The 16,607-nt window shown below is 62.2% G+C and carries 15 protein-coding genes; 12 read left to right on the forward strand and 3 right to left on the reverse strand.

Annotated features, from left to right (window positions below; translation table 11 throughout):
• Nucleotides 1-497: 497 nt before the first annotated feature.
• Both rpsI and rplM read right to left on the reverse strand, forming a co-directional pair.
• On the reverse strand, nucleotides 498-890 hold the full coding sequence (gene rpsI / locus GTA51_RS15345) for a 30S ribosomal protein S9 (RefSeq protein ID WP_024825838.1): 393 nt from the start codon (nucleotides 888-890) through the stop codon (nucleotides 498-500).
• Nucleotides 891-911: 21 nt separating this feature from the next.
• Nucleotides 912-1,340: a 50S ribosomal protein L13 gene (gene rplM / locus GTA51_RS15350; protein ID WP_160962589.1), complete on the reverse strand. Its 429-nt coding sequence runs from the start codon at nucleotides 1,338-1,340 to the stop codon at nucleotides 912-914.
• 161 nt (nucleotides 1,341-1,501) lie between these two features.
• Here rplM and GTA51_RS15355 point away from each other — a divergent pair, with 161 nt between their 5' ends.
• Nucleotides 1,502-2,761 carry an HD domain-containing protein gene (locus tag GTA51_RS15355; protein WP_160962591.1) on the forward strand — a complete coding sequence of 420 codons (1,260 nt, stop codon included), beginning with the start codon at nucleotides 1,502-1,504 and terminating at the stop codon, nucleotides 2,759-2,761.
• A gap of 68 nt (nucleotides 2,762-2,829) precedes the next feature.
• Entirely contained in the window at nucleotides 2,830-3,306 is a 477-nt protein-coding gene (locus GTA51_RS15360) for a CBS domain-containing protein (protein ID WP_160962593.1), read from the forward strand.
• Nucleotides 3,307-3,565: 259 nt separating this feature from the next.
• Here GTA51_RS15360 and GTA51_RS15365 read toward each other — a convergent pair whose 3' ends face one another.
• Nucleotides 3,566-4,579, reverse strand: coding sequence for an HD-GYP domain-containing protein (locus GTA51_RS15365; RefSeq protein ID WP_160962595.1), 1,014 nt, complete (start codon nucleotides 4,577-4,579; stop codon nucleotides 3,566-3,568).
• A 379-nt stretch (nucleotides 4,580-4,958) separates the two neighbouring features.
• Here GTA51_RS15365 and mraZ point away from each other — a divergent pair, with 379 nt between their 5' ends.
• The 10 genes from mraZ to GTA51_RS15415 all read left to right on the forward strand — a co-directional run bounded on the left by mraZ (nucleotide 4,959) and on the right by GTA51_RS15415 (nucleotide 16,589).
• A complete protein-coding gene (mraZ, locus tag GTA51_RS15370; RefSeq protein ID WP_160962597.1) occupies nucleotides 4,959-5,417 on the forward strand; it encodes a division/cell wall cluster transcriptional repressor MraZ in 459 nt (152 codons plus the stop codon).
• 9 nt (nucleotides 5,418-5,426) lie between these two features.
• Nucleotides 5,427-6,404: a 16S rRNA (cytosine(1402)-N(4))-methyltransferase RsmH gene (gene rsmH / locus GTA51_RS15375; RefSeq protein ID WP_160962599.1), complete on the forward strand. Its 978-nt coding sequence runs from the start codon at nucleotides 5,427-5,429 to the stop codon at nucleotides 6,402-6,404.
• Between the two features lie 10 nt (nucleotides 6,405-6,414).
• Entirely contained in the window at nucleotides 6,415-6,945 is a 531-nt protein-coding gene (locus GTA51_RS21005) for an FtsB/FtsL family cell division protein (protein WP_246198172.1), read from the forward strand.
• A gap of 107 nt (nucleotides 6,946-7,052) precedes the next feature.
• The gene (locus GTA51_RS15385; protein WP_160962601.1) at nucleotides 7,053-9,068 is read left to right on the forward strand and encodes a penicillin-binding transpeptidase domain-containing protein; all 2,016 of its coding nucleotides are present in this window, start codon (nucleotides 7,053-7,055) and stop codon (nucleotides 9,066-9,068) included.
• Nucleotides 9,069-9,085: 17 nt separating this feature from the next.
• Nucleotides 9,086-10,546, forward strand: coding sequence for a UDP-N-acetylmuramoyl-L-alanyl-D-glutamate--2,6-diaminopimelate ligase (locus GTA51_RS15390; RefSeq protein ID WP_439333333.1), 1,461 nt, complete (start codon nucleotides 9,086-9,088; stop codon nucleotides 10,544-10,546).
• Nucleotides 10,537-11,937 (forward strand): UDP-N-acetylmuramoyl-tripeptide--D-alanyl-D-alanine ligase, encoded by a 1,401-nt coding sequence (locus tag GTA51_RS15395; protein WP_160962605.1) that lies wholly within the window; start codon nucleotides 10,537-10,539, stop codon nucleotides 11,935-11,937. Before GTA51_RS15390 ends, GTA51_RS15395 begins: the two co-directional genes overlap by 10 nt.
• Nucleotides 11,934-13,010: a phospho-N-acetylmuramoyl-pentapeptide-transferase gene (gene mraY / locus GTA51_RS15400; RefSeq protein WP_160962607.1), complete on the forward strand. Its 1,077-nt coding sequence runs from the start codon at nucleotides 11,934-11,936 to the stop codon at nucleotides 13,008-13,010. The genes GTA51_RS15395 and mraY overlap by 4 nt, the downstream gene beginning before the upstream one ends.
• Nucleotides 13,011-13,018: 8 nt before the next feature.
• Complete coding sequence (gene murD, locus GTA51_RS15405; protein ID WP_160962609.1) at nucleotides 13,019-14,347, forward strand: UDP-N-acetylmuramoyl-L-alanine--D-glutamate ligase; 1,329 nt, start codon at nucleotides 13,019-13,021, stop codon at nucleotides 14,345-14,347.
• Nucleotides 14,344-15,471 carry a putative lipid II flippase FtsW gene (ftsW, locus tag GTA51_RS15410; protein WP_160962611.1) on the forward strand — a complete coding sequence of 376 codons (1,128 nt, stop codon included), beginning with the start codon at nucleotides 14,344-14,346 and terminating at the stop codon, nucleotides 15,469-15,471. The genes murD and ftsW overlap by 4 nt, the downstream gene beginning before the upstream one ends.
• The gene (locus tag GTA51_RS15415; RefSeq protein WP_160962613.1) at nucleotides 15,468-16,589 is read left to right on the forward strand and encodes a UDP-N-acetylglucosamine--N-acetylmuramyl-(pentapeptide) pyrophosphoryl-undecaprenol N-acetylglucosamine transferase; all 1,122 of its coding nucleotides are present in this window, start codon (nucleotides 15,468-15,470) and stop codon (nucleotides 16,587-16,589) included. The genes ftsW and GTA51_RS15415 overlap by 4 nt, the downstream gene beginning before the upstream one ends.
• The last annotated feature ends 18 nt before the right edge of the window (nucleotides 16,590-16,607 follow it).

Here is a 16,607-nt window from a genome sequence, read left to right on the forward strand (position 1 = left end):
TGAACTTGATGTCATGGCAATTTATGCCATTTTTTCAAAATTGATCGCCTAAGTGGAAAGGCATCATGAGCTTGCACCAGTTGTCGCTTTCAGGCGTCAAGCCTTTTCTTAGCCGGACAGTAATGACTCTGCAATACTAAAAACGCGAAAAACAACAAAATAAAAGGAGGTTATATATATAGGATGGTTATCGCTGTGGTCGTCGGTTTGTCTTTTTCTGGTGTTTCTTTTTTTGTAAATAGTCTGGGCAGATAGATGAGGCCGTTATGGAAAAATTTCTGCGGTCTATTGGGGAGATCGATAGACCTCCTCCGGGCCCTGGTCCAGATGTTATACGTTCCCCGGTACCGAAGCCAGATGTCAAGATAAAATAATCCTACATCATGCGGCCCAAGGGAGTCACATGAGTCGGTTAATGGATCTTTGCTGTATTTTGCAAACAACAAAAGACAGGGCCGTAATGGTCCTGTCTTTTGTTGTAAATGGGCTTGATTTGATTAACGCTTCGAGTACTGGAACCGGGCGCGGGCGCCGCGCTGGCCGTACTTTTTGCGCTCTTTCTCGCGGGAGTCGCGGGTGAGCAGGCCGGCTTTCTTCAGCACGCCGCGCAGCTCGGGATCGAGCGAAAGCAGGGCGCGGGAAATGCCGTGGCGCACGGCCTCGGCCTGGCCGGTCATGCCGCCGCCGGCGACATTGACTTTCACGTCCACCCGGCCTTCCAGCTTGGTCAGGGCCAGGGCCTGCCGGACAATGGCCAGCAGGGTGGGACGGGGGAAGTATTCTTCGTAGGGCCGATCATTGATAAGGATGCGGCCATTGCCTTTGTACAGGCGGGTGCGGGCCGTGGCGCGTTTGCGTCGGCCGGTGGCGTAGTAAAATTCGTCGCTCATGTGGATTCTCCGCAGGCCGGGTTAGACGTCCAGGGTTTCGGGCTTTTGAGCCTCGTGGGGATGGGCTTCGCCGGCGTAGATTTTCAGTTTCTTCAGCATGGCCCGGCCAAGGCGATTTTTCGGCAGCATGCCCCGAACGGCCTTGCGGATGACTTCTTCCGGCTTTTTGGCCAGCATGTCGCGCAGGGAAGTTTCTTTGAGGCCACCGATCCACCCGGAGTGGCGATAGTATTTTTTCTGGTCCAGCTTGCGACCGGTGGTGTGCACCTTGGCGGCGTTGACCACGATGATGAAGTCGCCGGTGTCCATGTGGGGGGCGAATTCGACCTTGTGCTTGCCGCGCAGGCGAACGGCCACGGCAGTGGCCAGGCGGCCGAGGATCTTGTCCGAGGCGTCGACCACGAACCAGTTGTGGGAAATATCTTTGGGCGTCGGGCTAAACGTTTTCATGGCGGCTCCTCTGAGTTGCTCGAAAGACGAATCCTGTATTCCCGCAGGGCCAGGTTGTCAATACCAAATTTTTTAAGACCCGCTCGACTACGGTCGGCGGTTGCCCTTTGCGGCCGGGGAAGCTAGGTATGCCGGAGTCGGTAAAAATGCAAGGAGAACGCATGGTCAGTGTGCGCAAAAGCCTTTTGCAATTCCTGTTTGCCGGTTCCTTCATGAAACGTTGGAACGACAAGCACCGCAGCATGGATTTGGTGGAAGTGGACAAGCAGGCCCATAAAATGATGGTGGCCTGGATGCTCTACGAACTCAACTCCCGCCATCTGCCGGAGCCTGAGCGTCTGGCCCTTGGCCTTGAAATCGTCGAGGGCGGGTTGTTTGAATATCTTTACCGGCTGGTCATAACAGATATCAAGCCCCCGGTTTTTTACAAGATCAAAGCCAATCCGGCCCACTACTGCCAGTTGACCGACTGGGTGTTTGCCCAACTCGAACCCCGGGTGCGCGAACTGGGCCAAGGCTTTTGGGACCGGCTGCGGGCCTATCTGGCCGTGCCGGAAAGCGACGCGCCGGCCCGGCGCATTCTCGACGCGGCCCATCTCTACGCCAGTGGCTGGGAATATTCGCTTATAAAACGCGACAACCCCTGGGATGATGAACTGCTTGAGATCGAATCCTCGTTTACCGGCGGGCTGGCCCGGTTTGCCGATCTGCGCGGGGTGACCGATCTGGCTGACGGGTTGTTTGCCGGCAAGAAAAACGCCCTGGGGCATTTTGCCCGGTTGCTGGGCCAGTTGCGTTTTCAGACCCGCTGGTCCCAGACCCCGCGCATTCCCGAAACCTCGGTGCTGGGGCATATGTTTCTGGTGGCCGCCTACGGTTATTTTTTCAGTCTGGCCGTGGACGCCTGCCCGGCCCGGCGGCTCAATAATTTTTTTTCCGGCCTGGTCCACGACGTGCCGGAACTGCTGACCCGCGACATCATTTCGCCGGTCAAGCAGTCGGTCGCGCCCATTGGGGACATGATCAAGGAATATGAAAACAAGGAATTGGAGCGCCGGATTTTTTCGGTCTTAACTGGCGGCGGCTATGGCGAGCTGGCCGACCGGCTGGCTTATTTTCTCGGCATCGAGGTGGGGTCGGAATTTTACGAATCCATCCGGGACGAGCATGGCACAGCCTTGCGGGTGACGCCTGAGGATCTGGCCAGCCGCTGCAATCTGGACAGCTTTGATCCCAAGGACGGGCAGCTTCTCAAGGTCTGCGATTCGTTGGCGGCGTTTATTGAGGCCTATACGGCTCTTCGCAACGGCATCACCTCGGATCAGTTGCAACAGGCTGTGTGGCGTCTGCGCACCCGCTATTCGCCGGTGGTGCTCTTTGGCAAGGTCCATGTCGGGGCGCTTCTGGCGGATTTCGACTGAACCGGCCCTTCCCAAGGCCGGGCAAACAGCGTTATACTGCCGGTGCACCACGCTCTCGGAGAAAATACATGCTTCGCAAACGCGCCTTTGACGCCTTGCGCACCGACGTGCTTGTCGTCGATGCCGGGGAATCCCTGGATACTGTCGCCGCCAAGCTCCAGAAACATCTGGAGAAAAGCCCGGATCTTGACGCCGTTGTGGTCATGCGCCAGGGCCGGTTCTTAGGCGTTGTGAGCCTTCGCACCCTGCTTGGCGATTTAAACGATTGCGCCCTCGACGCCAGCCTGCGCACCAGTCTTGGCGACGACGATTTTGAAGAAACCTACCGCACCGCCTGCCAGCACTGCATGGCCCGCAAGGCGTCTGATGCCGCCCGGCGCGATGTCCCCAAAGTTGCCGCGTCCGATTCGCTGCACCTTGTGCTTGATGCCATGATCAAAGTGGACAGCCGCTTTGCCGTGGTGCTGGAAGGCGACCGGCTGCTGGGGCTGGTGCCCTTGGGCGAAATATTCCGCGAGATACGGCGGGGGTGCGGCGGGCGCTAGCCCGGGCCTGACCACGTTGCACGCAACCGGTTGCGGCGGTCTTGGACAGGGTGGTCTGTGGGGCAGGGATAGCCGCAGCCTGCTTGTCGGCCCAGGACGCGGGCTGGTGGCAGACAGGTGATGATCTCGGAACAGGCGCTCCGGTTGCACCCCCTGCCTGTACGGCCCAGGAGGCGGGTGGTCGGCCCAAACGCATCCTGGGCACCGCCCGCCCTGAGGAACCCGGGGCTGCGGTCTGTGCGAAAGTGGGAAGCCGTCCCTATTTTTGGTTGGCCAGCAAGGCGATGAGGCGCTTGACGATGTCGGCGGGGTAGCGCCGGCTGTCGTCGAAGAGCTTTTTGGCGGCGGCCAGCGGGTCCATGGCCGGGGCGTAGGTCCGTTTGGTGATCATGGCGCAAAACGAATCCACAACGCCGGTGATCAGTCCCAATTCCGAAATGCCGCCCACGGTCAGCTTCTGCGGATAGCCGGACCCGTCGATGCGCTCGTGGTGCTCCGACACGCAGCGTTCCATCTCCGTGAATTTGATGTCGATGCGCGAAAGCATCTCGTAACCGGCCATGGTGTGGTTGCGGATCTTTTGCATTTCATCGGGGAGCAGGGCCTTGGTCTTGTCGCGGATCATGGATGGCACCCGGGTCATGCCGAGGTCGTGCAGAAACAGGCCGAGCAGGGAACGATCCAAAATATTGCGGGCGTTTTTGGTATCGCGAAACGTCTCGGACTGGCAGGCCAGAAACAGGTGCAGGCCAAAAAGACCGCAGTTGACGGCGTGGTTGGCCAGACTGTGGGTGGCGTGCAGCCGCTTGGCCAGCGCTTTGGCCCGGTTGAAATCGTCCCAGACGTATTCGGTCAGCACCAGCACGTCTTCGCGCACTTTGTCGAACACCAGCCGCACCGGCTGATCGAAAAATGACTCCATACGCCGGGTCAGCGCGATCTGAAAGATGTCGGCGATCTCTGATTCGGTCAGGTGCTTGTCCAGCAGCACCAGATCAAGCTGGTAGCTGATGTGCTTGACATAGACCGAATGATCGGCCCGGGACACGAAAATGACGCCCTGGGACACCAGCTCGGCCAATTCCTGGGACTGTTCCTTGGAAAGCCGGTCGCCAACCTTATAATAGGACGCAATACGCGAAACCGGTTCCAGAAAACGGTAGATGTTAAGCGGCGGCCGGAGTTTGTTGAAACTCTGGAGAATCTCCGGGTTGATCTGGTAATATTCTTCTTCAAGCCCGGCCGGAATTTCCACTATCGCCCTCTCGCGCATGCTGCCCTTCCGTGGGTCGTTTGCCGTCGCGTCTTTCCCCACCCGGGTTCGGAAGGGGACGATTGTTCACCATCGCCTGCGTTCCTTAACGGTTTCCAGGACATTCTGGCAAGGCTTGCGTGTTCTGTATCCTGTTTCCTCCTTTTTGCCGCTTCTTTTCAGGCGGTTATCGCACCCTTGGTATAATACTTCGAGATACCACCCGGTTAGCTGAAACACGCTGATATCCTGGGTTTTTTCCCACTTGGCCCCCCAAACCCGGGGCCGGGTGTGGCATTTCCTTGTCAAGCGGTGGATTGCCCTTGACACCAAGAGGGAGTTGGTGGAGAGAATGTGGGAAATGGTGGTAAGAAGTGGTGAGCCATCAGCGTGAGGGGCCGTGTTCCGAGGACATTCCAATCGCAGCCTCGATCCCAAGGGTCGTTTGATGCTCCCTCCCGAGTTTCGGGAGGAGATTTTTCGGCTCGTCCCGGACGGCAGGATCATGCTCACCAACAATTTCGACGGGGCCATAAGCGGCTACCCCATGCCCGAGTGGGAAGAGGTGGAGGCCAGCTTTCGGTCCGGCAACACGCTGGTTCCGGGCTTTCGGGACATTGAGCGTTTTTTTATCGCCGGAGCCATGGAAGTGACCCTGGACAAGCAGGGGCGCATCCTCATTCCGCCGTATCTGCGCACCTACGCCGCCCTGGATAAGGATCTGGTTTTGGCCGGGGTGGGGACGAAGTTTGAAATCTGGGACCAGAGCCGTTTCGAGGAGCGCCTGCGCCTGACCGCTGCCAACTTTAACGCGCACATGGAAGCCATGGCCGCTTCCGGCGTTGCGCTGCGGTTCTAGGGGACGGGCATGGACGAGGAACAGCAGATCCACATACCGGTCCTGTTGCGGGAAGTGATCGAATACCTTGGCATAAAGCCGGGGATGAAAATTTTGGACGCCACAGTCGGGCTTGGCGGGCATTCTAGGGGGATGCTCGATGCGGCCGGGGGAGAGGGGCAGGTGCTCGGTTTGGACAGGGACAGGGAGGCCCTGTCCGAAGCCGGGCGACGACTTGCCCCCTACGGTGAACGGGTGCGGCTGGTACGGTCGCGCTTAAGCCGGTTCCCGGCCATCCTGGCTGAGACGGGGTGGGAGAAGGTCGATGCGGCACTCTTGGACGCAGGGATGTCCTCGTTGCAGCTCGACGACCCGGAGCGGGGCTTCGGGTTTCTAAACGACGGCCCCCTGGACATGCGCATGGGGGCCGAAGACGGCGGGGAGAGCGCCGAGGGGTTGATCAATCTGGCCCCTTTTGCCCGGTTGGCCGAGATCATCCGGGAATACGGCGAAGATCCGCAAGCCGGACGCATTGCCCGGGCCATTGTGGCCGCCAGGGAACAGGCCCCCATCACCACCACGGCCCGGTTGGCCGAGATCGTGTGGCAGGCCTATCCCGCCAAATGGCGCGCCACGGCCCGGCAGCATCCGGCCACCAGGACCTTCCAGGCCCTGCGCATGGCCGTTAACGAGGAGTTGGCGGAACTGAGTGCCTTTTTGGAGGCCATCCCCGAGCATCTCGCCCCGGGGGGGCGGGTGGCCGTCATCTCGTTTCATTCCCTGGAAGACCGGCTGGTCAAGCGGGCCTTTCGGCACGAGGCCACGGATTGCCTGTGCCCCAGGGAACAGATGCTGTGTGTGTGCGGGCACAAGGCCAGGTTTCGCATCCTGACCAAAAAGCCCGTCATGGCCGGAGAAGAGGAAGTGCGCGACAACTCGCGGGCACGCAGCGCCAAGCTGCGGGTGGCCGAGCGGTTGCCGGATGCCGGGGACGATAGCGCAGGCTGAGGGAGAGGCTATGGGCACCTTGTCGAAAGAATGGGCTATTTCCATGGCCTTTAGCATCGCCTTGTTGCTGGTCTTTGGCCTGGGCCTGGTCTGGCTCAACATTGAGCGGGTGGATATGGCCTATGAACTCAATAAGATCCAGCGCCAGATCGACGAGATGGAAACCTTGTCAGCCAAGCTCGAAGTGGAACGCAACACCTTGATCACGCCCTCGCGGCTGCGCGAACTGGCCAAGGACTGCGGCCTGGGCTCGGCCAAACCCGGGCAGATTCGCCGGGTGGCCGCCACCGGCGAGGTTGAGGCTTCGCCGCTGGTGAGTCTGGCGGCCGAGCCGGGCAAGGGTGCGGGCAAGGTTGCGGGCGACACGGCCGTGGCCAAAAATCCGGGCAAGAGCGCAGGCAGGGCCACGGGGAAAGGCGCTGCCAAGGTGGCCGCCGACGCCGGGGAAGTGAAGGGGGGCGAGAGCAACGCCGTCAACGCCGCCATTGCCAGGGCCGCCACGCCCAAACCCCTTAAAACCACTGCGGCGGAGCAGCAATGACCCCTTGGTGCTCGTTGTATTCTTTTATTCATTCACTGAACGTCACTCCCGGCGATGCGCGCAGGCGGATCACGGGGGTGCGGTCGTAGTTGGCTACGGGGCCGGGCATGCGTAAACCTTCCAAAGAAAGCCAACAAAAGAGCGTGCGGGATTGGAGCCGGGTCAAGCTCACCTGCGTCGGGATCTTTTTGGGCTTGGCCTGGGTCGCCTTGTGGTCACGGGCCGGCTATCTCCAGATTGTGGCCGGGCCGCAATTGGCCATACAGGCCGAGCGGCAGCATGTCGCCTCCGAGATCGACAAAGGGTCGCGGGGCGAAATTTATGACCGCACCGGCCGGTTGCTGGCCAAAAGTGTCGAGATTGAGGGCCTTTTTGTGCGGCCCAAAGAAATCGTCGATGTCGACAAGACCGCCGCCTACCTGGCCAAGGTGCTCCATATGAAGGAGCAGCGGGTCAAGCAGAAGCTGCAGAGTTCGTCGAACATGGTCTACCTTTCCTGGCGGGTGGGCGACCGCACGGCCGCCAAGATTCGGGAAGCGGCCTTGCCGGGGGTTCATTTCACCAAGGAATTCGGCCGGTTTTATCCCAACGGCCATCTGGCCAGCCAGCTTATGGGCTTTGTGGGCGTGGGCGATGTGGGCCTGGAAGGGCTGGAAAAATCCTTTGATGTCCGCTTAACCGGACGCCAGGCCAAGTTCGTGGTCCAGCGCGATGCCTCGGGGCGGCGCTACTTTTTCGATTCCCAGGGCCGGGAGCTGGCCGACATCAACGGCCACGACGTGCGCCTGACCATCGATGCCCAGATTCAGTTTTTTGCCGAAGAGGAGTTGGAAAAGGCCGTTACCACCAACAACGCCAAAGCCGGCACCTGCCTGGTGGTCCATGTGCCGACCGGCGAGATCCTGGCCATGGCCAACTATCCCTTTTTCAATCCCAACGTGGGTCGGGGGATCAGCCCCCGGGTGGCCCGCAACCACGCCGCCCTGGACGTGTTCGAGCCCGGCTCCACCATGAAGCCCCTGCTGGTGGCCGCTGCCCTCCAGGAACGCACGGTCCGGCCGGATTCGACCTTTAACTGTGAGAACGGCAAGTTCGGCCTGGCCGGGAAGGTCATCAAGGACACCCATTCCTACGGCGTGTTGCCGGTCAACCAGATCGTTCGCGTCTCCAGCAACATCGGCGCGGCCAAGATCGGTATGCAGCTCGGTTCGGCCCGACTGCACGGCTATTTCGAGAAGCTTGGCTTTGGCCGGCCCACGGGCCTGCCCATCTCCGGCGAAGGCAAGGGCCTGTTGCGGCCCGTCAAAGCCTGGTCCGTCCTGGATCTGGCCACGGCCTCCTTTGGCCAGGGCGTGGCCATGACCCCGGTCCAGATGGCCCAGGCCTTTTTGATCCTGGCCAACGACGGTGTGTACAAGCCCTTAAAGCTCGTGGCCGATCCCGACGGGCCAGCCCCGCCGCGCCAGCCCTTCCGGGTTTTTGACGCCGATGTGGCCCGCACGGTCCAGCGTATCATGCGCGAGGTGGTCCACGAGGAGCACGGCACCGGACGCGTCGCCCAGATCCCGGGCCTGGAAACCGGCGGCAAGACCGGAACAGCCCAGAAAGCCGGGGCCGGCGGCGGCTATGGCAACAAATATCTCGGCTCCTACGTGTCCTTCGTGCCGGCCATCGGACCGGAGTACATCGTCATGGTTATGGTTGACGAACCCGAACCAAGCCACTACGGCGGCGTGGTCGCGGCCCCGGCCGTGCGCGATGTGACGCTGCGCATGCTCTCTTACCTTGGGCGCATGCCCGAGACGGTGCAGTTGGCCAAATCGCCGGCCGCTTCTGCCGCCGAGATGCCGGCGGCTTCGGTGGGACCGACCAAGGCCGATAAAGACATTTTGGCCATTGCCGCGTCCAAGTCGGTCACGACCCGGGCCATCGAGGTCCATTCCGTTCCAGATTTTTCCGGCATGCCGTTGCGCCGGGTGGTGGAAATACTGGCCGGCAAGGGCATCGTGCCGCGCCTGGAAGGGCAGGGGCTGGTGGTTTCCAAGCAAAGTCCGGCACCGGGCGCTCCCTGGCCCGGCGAGAAACAATCTGAATTCGTGCTCTGGCTGGCCAGGCCGTCCTGAGTGGCGAGATGACGCCTATGACACCAAACGCCGCACCCGATTTGCCCGCCCTCCTTGCCACCGTGCGCCAGGGAGGCGTGGACGTGGCCGCCCATTCCGGCAAGGTTTCGCCGGGGGGCGTGTTTGTGGCTTTGCCCGGTTCCAAAGACGATGGCAGCCGGTTTGTCGCCGACGCCCTGACCCGGGGCGCGGCCTTTGTCGTGGCCGAGCCCGGGACGGTGCTGCCGGCCGGGAGTTCGGCCCGGCTGGTCGTGGCGGGCGACGCCAAGGCCGCCTTGGGCGCATTGGCCGGGGCGCGCTACGGCACCGAGTCCATGACCATGCCCGTGGTCGCCGTCACCGGCACCAACGGCAAGACCACGGTGGCCTATTTGATTGAGCGTCTGGGCACGGCTGCCGGGCGCAAGGTTGGCCTGCTTGGCACGGTGGCCTACCGCTGGCCCGGGGTGTCCCGCGATGCAACGCTCACCACCCCCGACTGCCTGACCATCCACGAGAGCCTGGGAGCCATGGCCGCTGCCGGCTGCGATCTGGCCGTCATGGAAGCCTCATCCCACGCCCTGGACCAGGATCGACTGGCCGGCCTGACCTTTGCCGCTGCCGTTTTTACCAACCTGACCCAGGACCATTTGGACTACCACAAGGACATGGCCTCGTATTTTGAGGCCAAGGCCAAGCTGTTTCGCCGCTCTCTGTCCCGGCCCGAACACGCGGTGCTCAATTTCGATGATCCCTTCGGCCTGCGCCTTTTGCACGAATTTCCCACAGCTATCGGCTACGGCCTGACCGTGCCGCCCACCGGCTTTGCCCGTCTGCTCATCGGCGGCATCGACCACGCCGGCCGCGACGGCCTGACCCTTGGCGCAACCTTTGGTGAGGATTCCTACGCCATCGCCTCGCCCATGCCTGGCCGCCACAACGCCCAAAACATCCTGGCGGCCTTCGGGGCGGCGCTGGTCCTCGGTCTGCCGACGCACACCCTGACCGCCCTGGCCGATTGCCACGGCGCGCCGGGGCGGCTGGAGCGCATTCCCAATCCGGCCGGCCGCACCGTGCTCGTGGACTACGCCCACACCCCTGACGCCCTGGAAAATGTGCTGTCGGCCGCCCGCGAATTCACTGCCGGCCGCTTGTTCGTGGTCTTTGGCTGCGGCGGCGACCGCGACCGCACCAAACGGCCGCTGATGGGGGCTGCTGTGGCCCGGCACGCCGACGTGGCGGTCCTCACTTCGGATAATCCCCGCCACGAAGACCCGCTGGCTATTATGGACGACGCCAAGCCGGGACTGAAAAAGGCTCGCCGGACCATCCTTGAACCGGATCGGCGGCGGGCCATCGAACTGGCGTTGTCGGAAATGCGACCCGAGGACGTGCTGGTTATCGCCGGCAAGGGACACGAAACCTATCAGCAGATCGGCGACGTGAAGCACCCGTTTTCCGACGCCGCCGTGGTCAGGGAGCTTACCGGATGCGCATGACCCTGTCTGAAATCCTGGTGGCCACCGGCGCTGTGGGCGATGTGGGCGAGCGGGGCAATCCTGTCATTGAGTCCGTGCGTATCGACAGCCGGTCGGTGGCGGCCGGGAGCCTGTTCGTCTGCATCCCGGGCACGCGCCTGGACGGCCATAATTTCGCTGCCGAGGCCATGGCCAAGGGCGCGGCCGCCATTCTGGCCGATCGGCCCCTGGCCGGCCTGCCCGCAGGCACGCCGGTTCTTTTGGTGCGCGACACCGTGGCGGCCCTTGGCAAACTGGCCCGGTCCTGGCGCGAACGGGTGGGAGCCAAACTCGTGGCCGTGTCCGGTTCGGCCGGCAAGACCACGGTCAAGGAACTGACCGCCTCCATCCTGGGCAAGGTCGGTCCGACAGCGAAGAACTATAAAAATTTCAATAATAAGATCGGTCTGCCCCTGTCCATGCTGGAAGCCGGCGAAGCTGACCTGACCTGGGTCATGGAGCTTGGCATCTCGGCCCCGGGCGAGATGGACCCCTTGGCCGCCATTGCCGAACCCGACGTGGCCGTTATCCACAATGTCGGGCCGGCCCACCTGGAGGCTTTGGGGGATGTGGCTGGCGTTGCCGTGGAAAAGACCAAGCTCTTTAAGGCCCTGCGCCCCGGTGGCACGGCCCTGGCCTCCATGGACTATCCCGAACTGTGGGCTGCGGCCAAGGCCGTGTGCCCCGGGGTGCTGGGCCTGTCCACCAAGGGCGGGTCGGCTCCGTACCGGGCCAAGTATCTGGGGGCTATTTCCGAAGGACGCGGCCGGTTTTTCTTAAAGCTGCGCGACCTGGAAATGGAAGTCACAACGCCCCTTACCGGCGGCCACTTCGCTGAAAACATCCTGGCTGCCGCTGCTGCCGCCCAAATCCTTGGCGCGACTGAAGAGCACATCAGCTCCGGGCTGGCCACGGCCGTTATGCCCGAACAGCGCTTTTTCTGTCGCCGCCACGGCAATTATACGCTTATTGACGATACCTATAACGCCAATCCCCTGTCCATGCGCCGGGCCATCGCCGCTGCCGCCGAATCCGCCCAGGGCAAGCCCCTGGTGCTGGTTTTGGGCGAAATGCGCGAGATGGGCAGCCACGCCGAGGCCGAGCACGCCAAGCTCGGCGGGGAAGCTGCAGCCAGCGGGGCCAAGGCGGTCTTTTACCATGGTGCCCATGCCGATGTCGTCGCCGCGGGCCTTTCGCGCCAGGGCTACGCCGGTGTGTTTGCCGTGGTGGACACCCCGGATGCCTTTCTTGAAACCCTGGCCACAACGGGCCTGAGCAGTGGCGTTTTCCTTTTCAAAGGTTCCCGCTCCATGCACATGGAGGAATATCTCGCGGCACTGACGCAAAGCATTCAAAAGGACGTCAAGGCATGATCTATTACTTGCTGGTGCCGCTTGTGGCGCATTTCAGCGCCGCCAATGTCTTCCGCTACATTACGTTTCGGTCTATTGCGGCACTGTTGACTGCCTTGGTCCTGTCCATCGTTTTTGGACCCAAGTTCATTCAGGCCCTGACCCGGCTCAAGTTCGGGCAATATATCAATAAGGATGTGGAAGCCCACCAGCAAAAGGCCGGAACCCCCACCATGGGCGGACTCTTGCTTGGCTTTTGCATCATAGTGAGCGTCCTTTTATGGGGCGATCTGGCCAACGAATACGTCTGGATGACTATTTTTGTTTTCCTGGGCTTTGGCGCGTTGGGCTTTGTCGATGACTACGCCAAGGTGGTTAAAAAGCAGAACAAGGGCTTATCCGCCAAGCAGAAGCTGCTGGGGCAGGTGCTTGTGGCCGGCGTGGCTGCGGCGGTCTTATTGACCGATCCCGAATATTCCACCCGGCTGGCTGTGCCGTTTTTAAAGCACATCACCCCGGATTTGGGCCTGTGGTATCTGCCCTTTGCCATGATCGTCATGATCGGGGCCTCCAACGCCGTCAACCTGACCGACGGCCTTGACGGCTTGGCCATTGGCCCCATGATCGTCAATGCCGCCATGTTCGGCCTTTTCGTCTACGTGGCCGGCCATGCCCAGATGGCCCGCTATCTGCAAGTCATGCCCGTTTCCGGGGTCGGCGAGGTCACGGTCTTTTGCGGGGCGCTGGTCGGGGCGGGGCTGGGCTTTCTGTGGTTTAACGCCTATCCGGCCCAGATTTTTATGGGCGACGTCGGGTCGCTGTCCCTTGGCGGGGTGCTGGGCTTTCTGGCTGTTCTTTGCAAGCAGGAACTGCTGCTTATCGTGGTCGGCGGCCTGTACGTGGCCGAGACCGTCTCGGTGATCCTGCAAGTCGGCTATTTCAAGATGTCCGGCGGCAAACGCATCTTTCGCATGGCCCCGCTGCACCATCATTTTGAACTGATGGGCGTGCCGGAATCCAAAATCATCATCCGGTTCTGGATTCTCTCCATTTTACTGGCCCTGGTCGGGCTTTCCACCCTCAAACTGCGGTAGGCTGCCCCATGCGCGATATGCTCCATACCGATCAGCTGCGCGGCCACACGGCCGTGGTCGTGGGCGCTGGCAGTTCCGGGCGCTCGGCCGCCCGGCTTTTGGCGCGCCTTGGCGCATCGGTGCGCTTTCTGGAGAAAAACGCCGCCGCCATTGCCGAGGATTTTCGAGCCGAGGCCCAGGCTGCCGGCTACGACCTGCGCACCGGCGAACACGGGCCGGCCGATTTCGCCGGCGCGGACATGGTGGTCCTGTCTCCGGGTATCCGGGCCGCCAGCCTCGCCCCGGCCCTGGCCGGCTGTCCCGGCGTCCAGGTGGTTTCCGAACTGGAATTGGCCTCCTGGTTCACCCCCGAGCCCATCATCGCAGTGACCGGCTCCAACGGCAAAACCACCACCGTCATGCTCATAAGCCACCTCCTGGAGGCGGCCGGCCGCTCGGTCTTTACCGGTGGCAATATAGGCACGCCGCTCTCCGAGCACGTCCTGTCCGGCGAGCCGGCCGATGTGGTGGTGCTGGAAGTTTCCAGTTTTCAGCTCCAACTCGTCAAAAGCTTTCGCCCCCGGGTGGCCGTGCTGCTCAATTTCGCCGCCAACCACCTGGACTGGCATGCCGACATGGACGAGTACCTCTCCGCCAAGCTCAATATTTTCGCGGCCCAGCGTCCCGAGGACACGGCCATCGTGGCCGAGGAACTGCGCCCGCTGCTCACCGGCCGGCCCTTCACCCGGGCTGCCGTCACCTGGTACGGCGTGGCGTCCAATTTCCTGTGCCCGCGTCTGGCCGGCGTGCACAACCAGTCCAACATGGAGGCGGCCTATCTGGCCTGCCGTCCCTACGGTGTTACCGAGGAACTGGCCCGCGAGGCTTTTGCCGATTTCATCCCGGCTCCCCATCGCCTGCAAATCATTGGCGAGAAGGGCGGGGTGCTCTTTGTCGATGACTCCAAGGCCACGACGATAACGGCCATGGAAGCGGCGATTAAAAGCTTTGACCGACCGGTGCGGCTGTTGTGCGGCGGTGTGTACAAGGGCGGCGATTTGACCGCGCTTGTTGCGCTGCTCAAGGACAAAGTCGCGGCCGTGGGGCTTTTCGGAGCCAGCCGGGAAGTCTTTGAGGCGGCCTTTGCCGGGGCAGTGCCGCTTTTCTACGAACCGACACTCAAGGCTGCCATGACGCGCCTGTATGCCGAGGCCGTGCCCGGTGACGCCGTGCTGCTTTCGCCCGGCACGTCGAGCTTTGATCTCTATCCCAACTACAAGGCCCGGGGGCGGGATTTCCAGGAAATCTTCGCCGGGCTGCCGGCTCGTACCGCCGACGAGGCAGGGCAGGGCGCATGAGCAGGATCAGCGTACAGACCGCCGAGTCCCAAAAAACCGGCACCTTTGACCTCTGGCTCCTGGGCGCGGCCCTGGTGCTGGCGGGGTTGGGACTGGTGATGGTCTTTTCCTCAAGCGGTGTCATGGCCGAGCGGTTAAACGGCAACCGCTACTATTTTTTCCATCGCCAAGGCATTTTTGCCCTGGTCAGCCTCACCCTCATGACCATTTGCGCCTGGATGCCGCGCAAGGTGCTGCATGGTCCGGTCTATTTGTGGCTGTTTGCCATTATTGGCCTGCTTGTGCTCACCATGGTGCCGCCTTTTTCCGTCAAGGCCGGCGGGGCGCGGCGCTGGATGCATCTTGGCCCCATATCCTTGCAGCCCATGGAACTGGCCAAGGTCGTTCTGGTCATGTATCTGGCCTACTTTTTCAGCCAGAAGCAAAAGCTTGTCCGGTCGTTTTCCGTGGGTTTTCTGCCGCCGGTGGTGGTCACGGGCTTTTTGGGCCTGATCCTTTTGTTGCAGCCCGATTTCGGCGGCGCGGTCTTTTTGGGCATGCTCTTTTTCCTCATGAGTCTGGTCGGCGGCACGCGGCTCACCTATCTGGCCGTGTCCATGGTCTTTGGCGTCGGGGCCATGGGCCTTTTGATTGCCTCCTCGCCGTATCGGTTCAAACGCTGGTTTGCCTTTCTCGATCCCTTCAAAGACCCGCAAAACGTGGGCTATCAGTTGGTCCAGTCCTTTTACGCCTTTGGTTCCGGCGGCGTGACCGGGGCCGGATTCGGGGCCGGCAAGCAAAAGCTCTTTTATCTGCCCGAAGCCCACAACGACTTTATCATGGCAGTCCTGGGTGAAGAGCTGGGCTTTATCGGCGTCTCCATTGTCTTTGTGTGCATCGGCATCCTCTTGTGGCGGGCCTTTCGGGTGGCCCTGGCCCAGGACGATCTGCGCGACCGGTTTACGGCTTATGGCATGGGGCTGGTGCTGGGGCTGGGGTTTCTCCTCAATCTGGCCGTGGTGCTGGGCTGCGTGCCGCCCAAGGGCGTGGCCATGCCGTTTTTAAGCTACGGCGGCTCCAATCTGCTGTCCTGCTTCCTGTGCGTCGGTATTCTCTTAAATCTTTCCCGGAGTGCCCGGACATGACGCGCGTCATCCTCACCACCGGCGGCACGGGCGGCCATATTTTCCCGGCGTTGGCCGTGGCCGAGGCCTTGCGCCGTCTGGAGCCTGCCGTCCAACTGCTGTTTATCGGCGGTGCCGGACCCGAAGGCGAGCTGGCCACCAAAGCCGGTTTGTCCTTTGTGGGGTTGCCGGCCAAGGGCGTTTTCGGCCGGGGGCTTCGCGCCCTGGCCGCGCCGTTCTGGATGGCCCGGGCCTTTGGTCTGGCTGCTGCCCGCATCCGGGAATTTGCCCCGGACGTGGTGGCCGGGTTTGGCGGCTACGCCGGCTTTATTCCTGTGGCTGCGGCCCGGCTCATGGGCGTGCCCACGGCCATCCACGAGCAAAACAGCGTTCCCGGCGTCACCAACAAGGTGCTCGGCCGGTTCGTGGACCGCGTGTATGTGACCTATCCCGACGATGGCGGGGCGTTCCCGTCCAAGCGCACCGTGCGTCTGGGCAATCCCATCCGGGCTGGTATCGCGGCCCTGGGCGAGCCCCATCCCGGCACCAAACATCTGCTGGTCCTGGGCGGCAGCCAGGGAGCGCGAGCCATCAACGACGCGGTCATGGCCATCCTGCCCGAGCTCTTAAACGCCGGGGTCAAGGTGCGCTTGCAGGCCGGGCGGGCCGACTTCGCCCGCATCGGGGCCCTTGCTGCCGACATCCTGGCCGGTCGCCCTCCTATCGGGGACGGGGGCGGGGACGGTGACGGGCCGGACGTGGTCATTGAAAATTTCATCGACGACATGGCCGGAGCGTATGCCTGGGCCGATCTGGTCCTGGCCCGGGCCGGGGCCACCACCCTGGCCGAGGTCACGGCTGCGGGCAAACCGTCGATGCTCATTCCGTTCCCCTTTGCCACCCACGACCACCAGTCCGTCAACGCCGCCTTTTTGGCCCGCTCAGGCGCGGCCGCCGTGGTGGCCCAAAAGGATCTGCCGGGTTTTGATCTGGCCGGGACGCTGACGGCGCTTTTGGGCGACCCCGAACGTCTGGCCGCCATGGGCCGGGCAGCCACTGCCCAGGCCCTGCCCGACGCCGCTGACCGCATTGCCGCCGCCCTTTTGGGGCAGGCCGGTTCCAAGGGAGATCGCTCATGATGACGCCGACAGTCGGTA

The sequence above is a fragment of the Solidesulfovibrio aerotolerans genome, assembly GCF_009856865.1.
In the GTDB taxonomy this organism is placed as follows: Bacteria; Desulfobacterota; Desulfovibrionia; order Desulfovibrionales; family Desulfovibrionaceae; genus Solidesulfovibrio; species Solidesulfovibrio aerotolerans.

Excerpts from the sequence above, each read along its gene's own strand:
- GTA51_RS15365 (WP_160962595.1), bottom strand. The coding sequence starts at position 4,579 with ATGCGCGAGAGGGCGATAGTGGAAATTCCGGCCGGGCTTGAAGAAGAA.
- GTA51_RS21005 (WP_246198172.1), top strand. The coding sequence starts at position 6,415 with ATGGGCACCTTGTCGAAAGAATGGGCTATTTCCATGGCCTTTAGCATC.
- GTA51_RS15415 (WP_160962613.1), top strand. The coding sequence starts at position 15,468 with ATGACGCGCGTCATCCTCACCACCGGCGGCACGGGCGGCCATATTTTC.
- rpsI (WP_024825838.1), bottom strand. The coding sequence starts at position 890 with ATGAGCGACGAATTTTACTACGCCACCGGCCGACGCAAACGCGCCACG.
- rplM (WP_160962589.1), bottom strand. The coding sequence starts at position 1,340 with ATGAAAACGTTTAGCCCGACGCCCAAAGATATTTCCCACAACTGGTTC.
- GTA51_RS15385 (WP_160962601.1), top strand. The coding sequence starts at position 7,053 with ATGCGTAAACCTTCCAAAGAAAGCCAACAAAAGAGCGTGCGGGATTGG.
- rsmH (WP_160962599.1), top strand. The coding sequence starts at position 5,427 with ATGGACGAGGAACAGCAGATCCACATACCGGTCCTGTTGCGGGAAGTG.
- GTA51_RS15395 (WP_160962605.1), top strand. The coding sequence starts at position 10,537 with ATGCGCATGACCCTGTCTGAAATCCTGGTGGCCACCGGCGCTGTGGGC.
- murD (WP_160962609.1), top strand. The coding sequence starts at position 13,019 with ATGCGCGATATGCTCCATACCGATCAGCTGCGCGGCCACACGGCCGTG.
- ftsW (WP_160962611.1), top strand. The coding sequence starts at position 14,344 with ATGAGCAGGATCAGCGTACAGACCGCCGAGTCCCAAAAAACCGGCACC.
- mraY (WP_160962607.1), top strand. The coding sequence starts at position 11,934 with ATGATCTATTACTTGCTGGTGCCGCTTGTGGCGCATTTCAGCGCCGCC.
- GTA51_RS15355 (WP_160962591.1), top strand. The coding sequence starts at position 1,502 with ATGGTCAGTGTGCGCAAAAGCCTTTTGCAATTCCTGTTTGCCGGTTCC.
- GTA51_RS15360 (WP_160962593.1), top strand. The coding sequence starts at position 2,830 with ATGCTTCGCAAACGCGCCTTTGACGCCTTGCGCACCGACGTGCTTGTC.
- GTA51_RS15390 (WP_439333333.1), top strand. The coding sequence starts at position 9,086 with ATGACACCAAACGCCGCACCCGATTTGCCCGCCCTCCTTGCCACCGTG.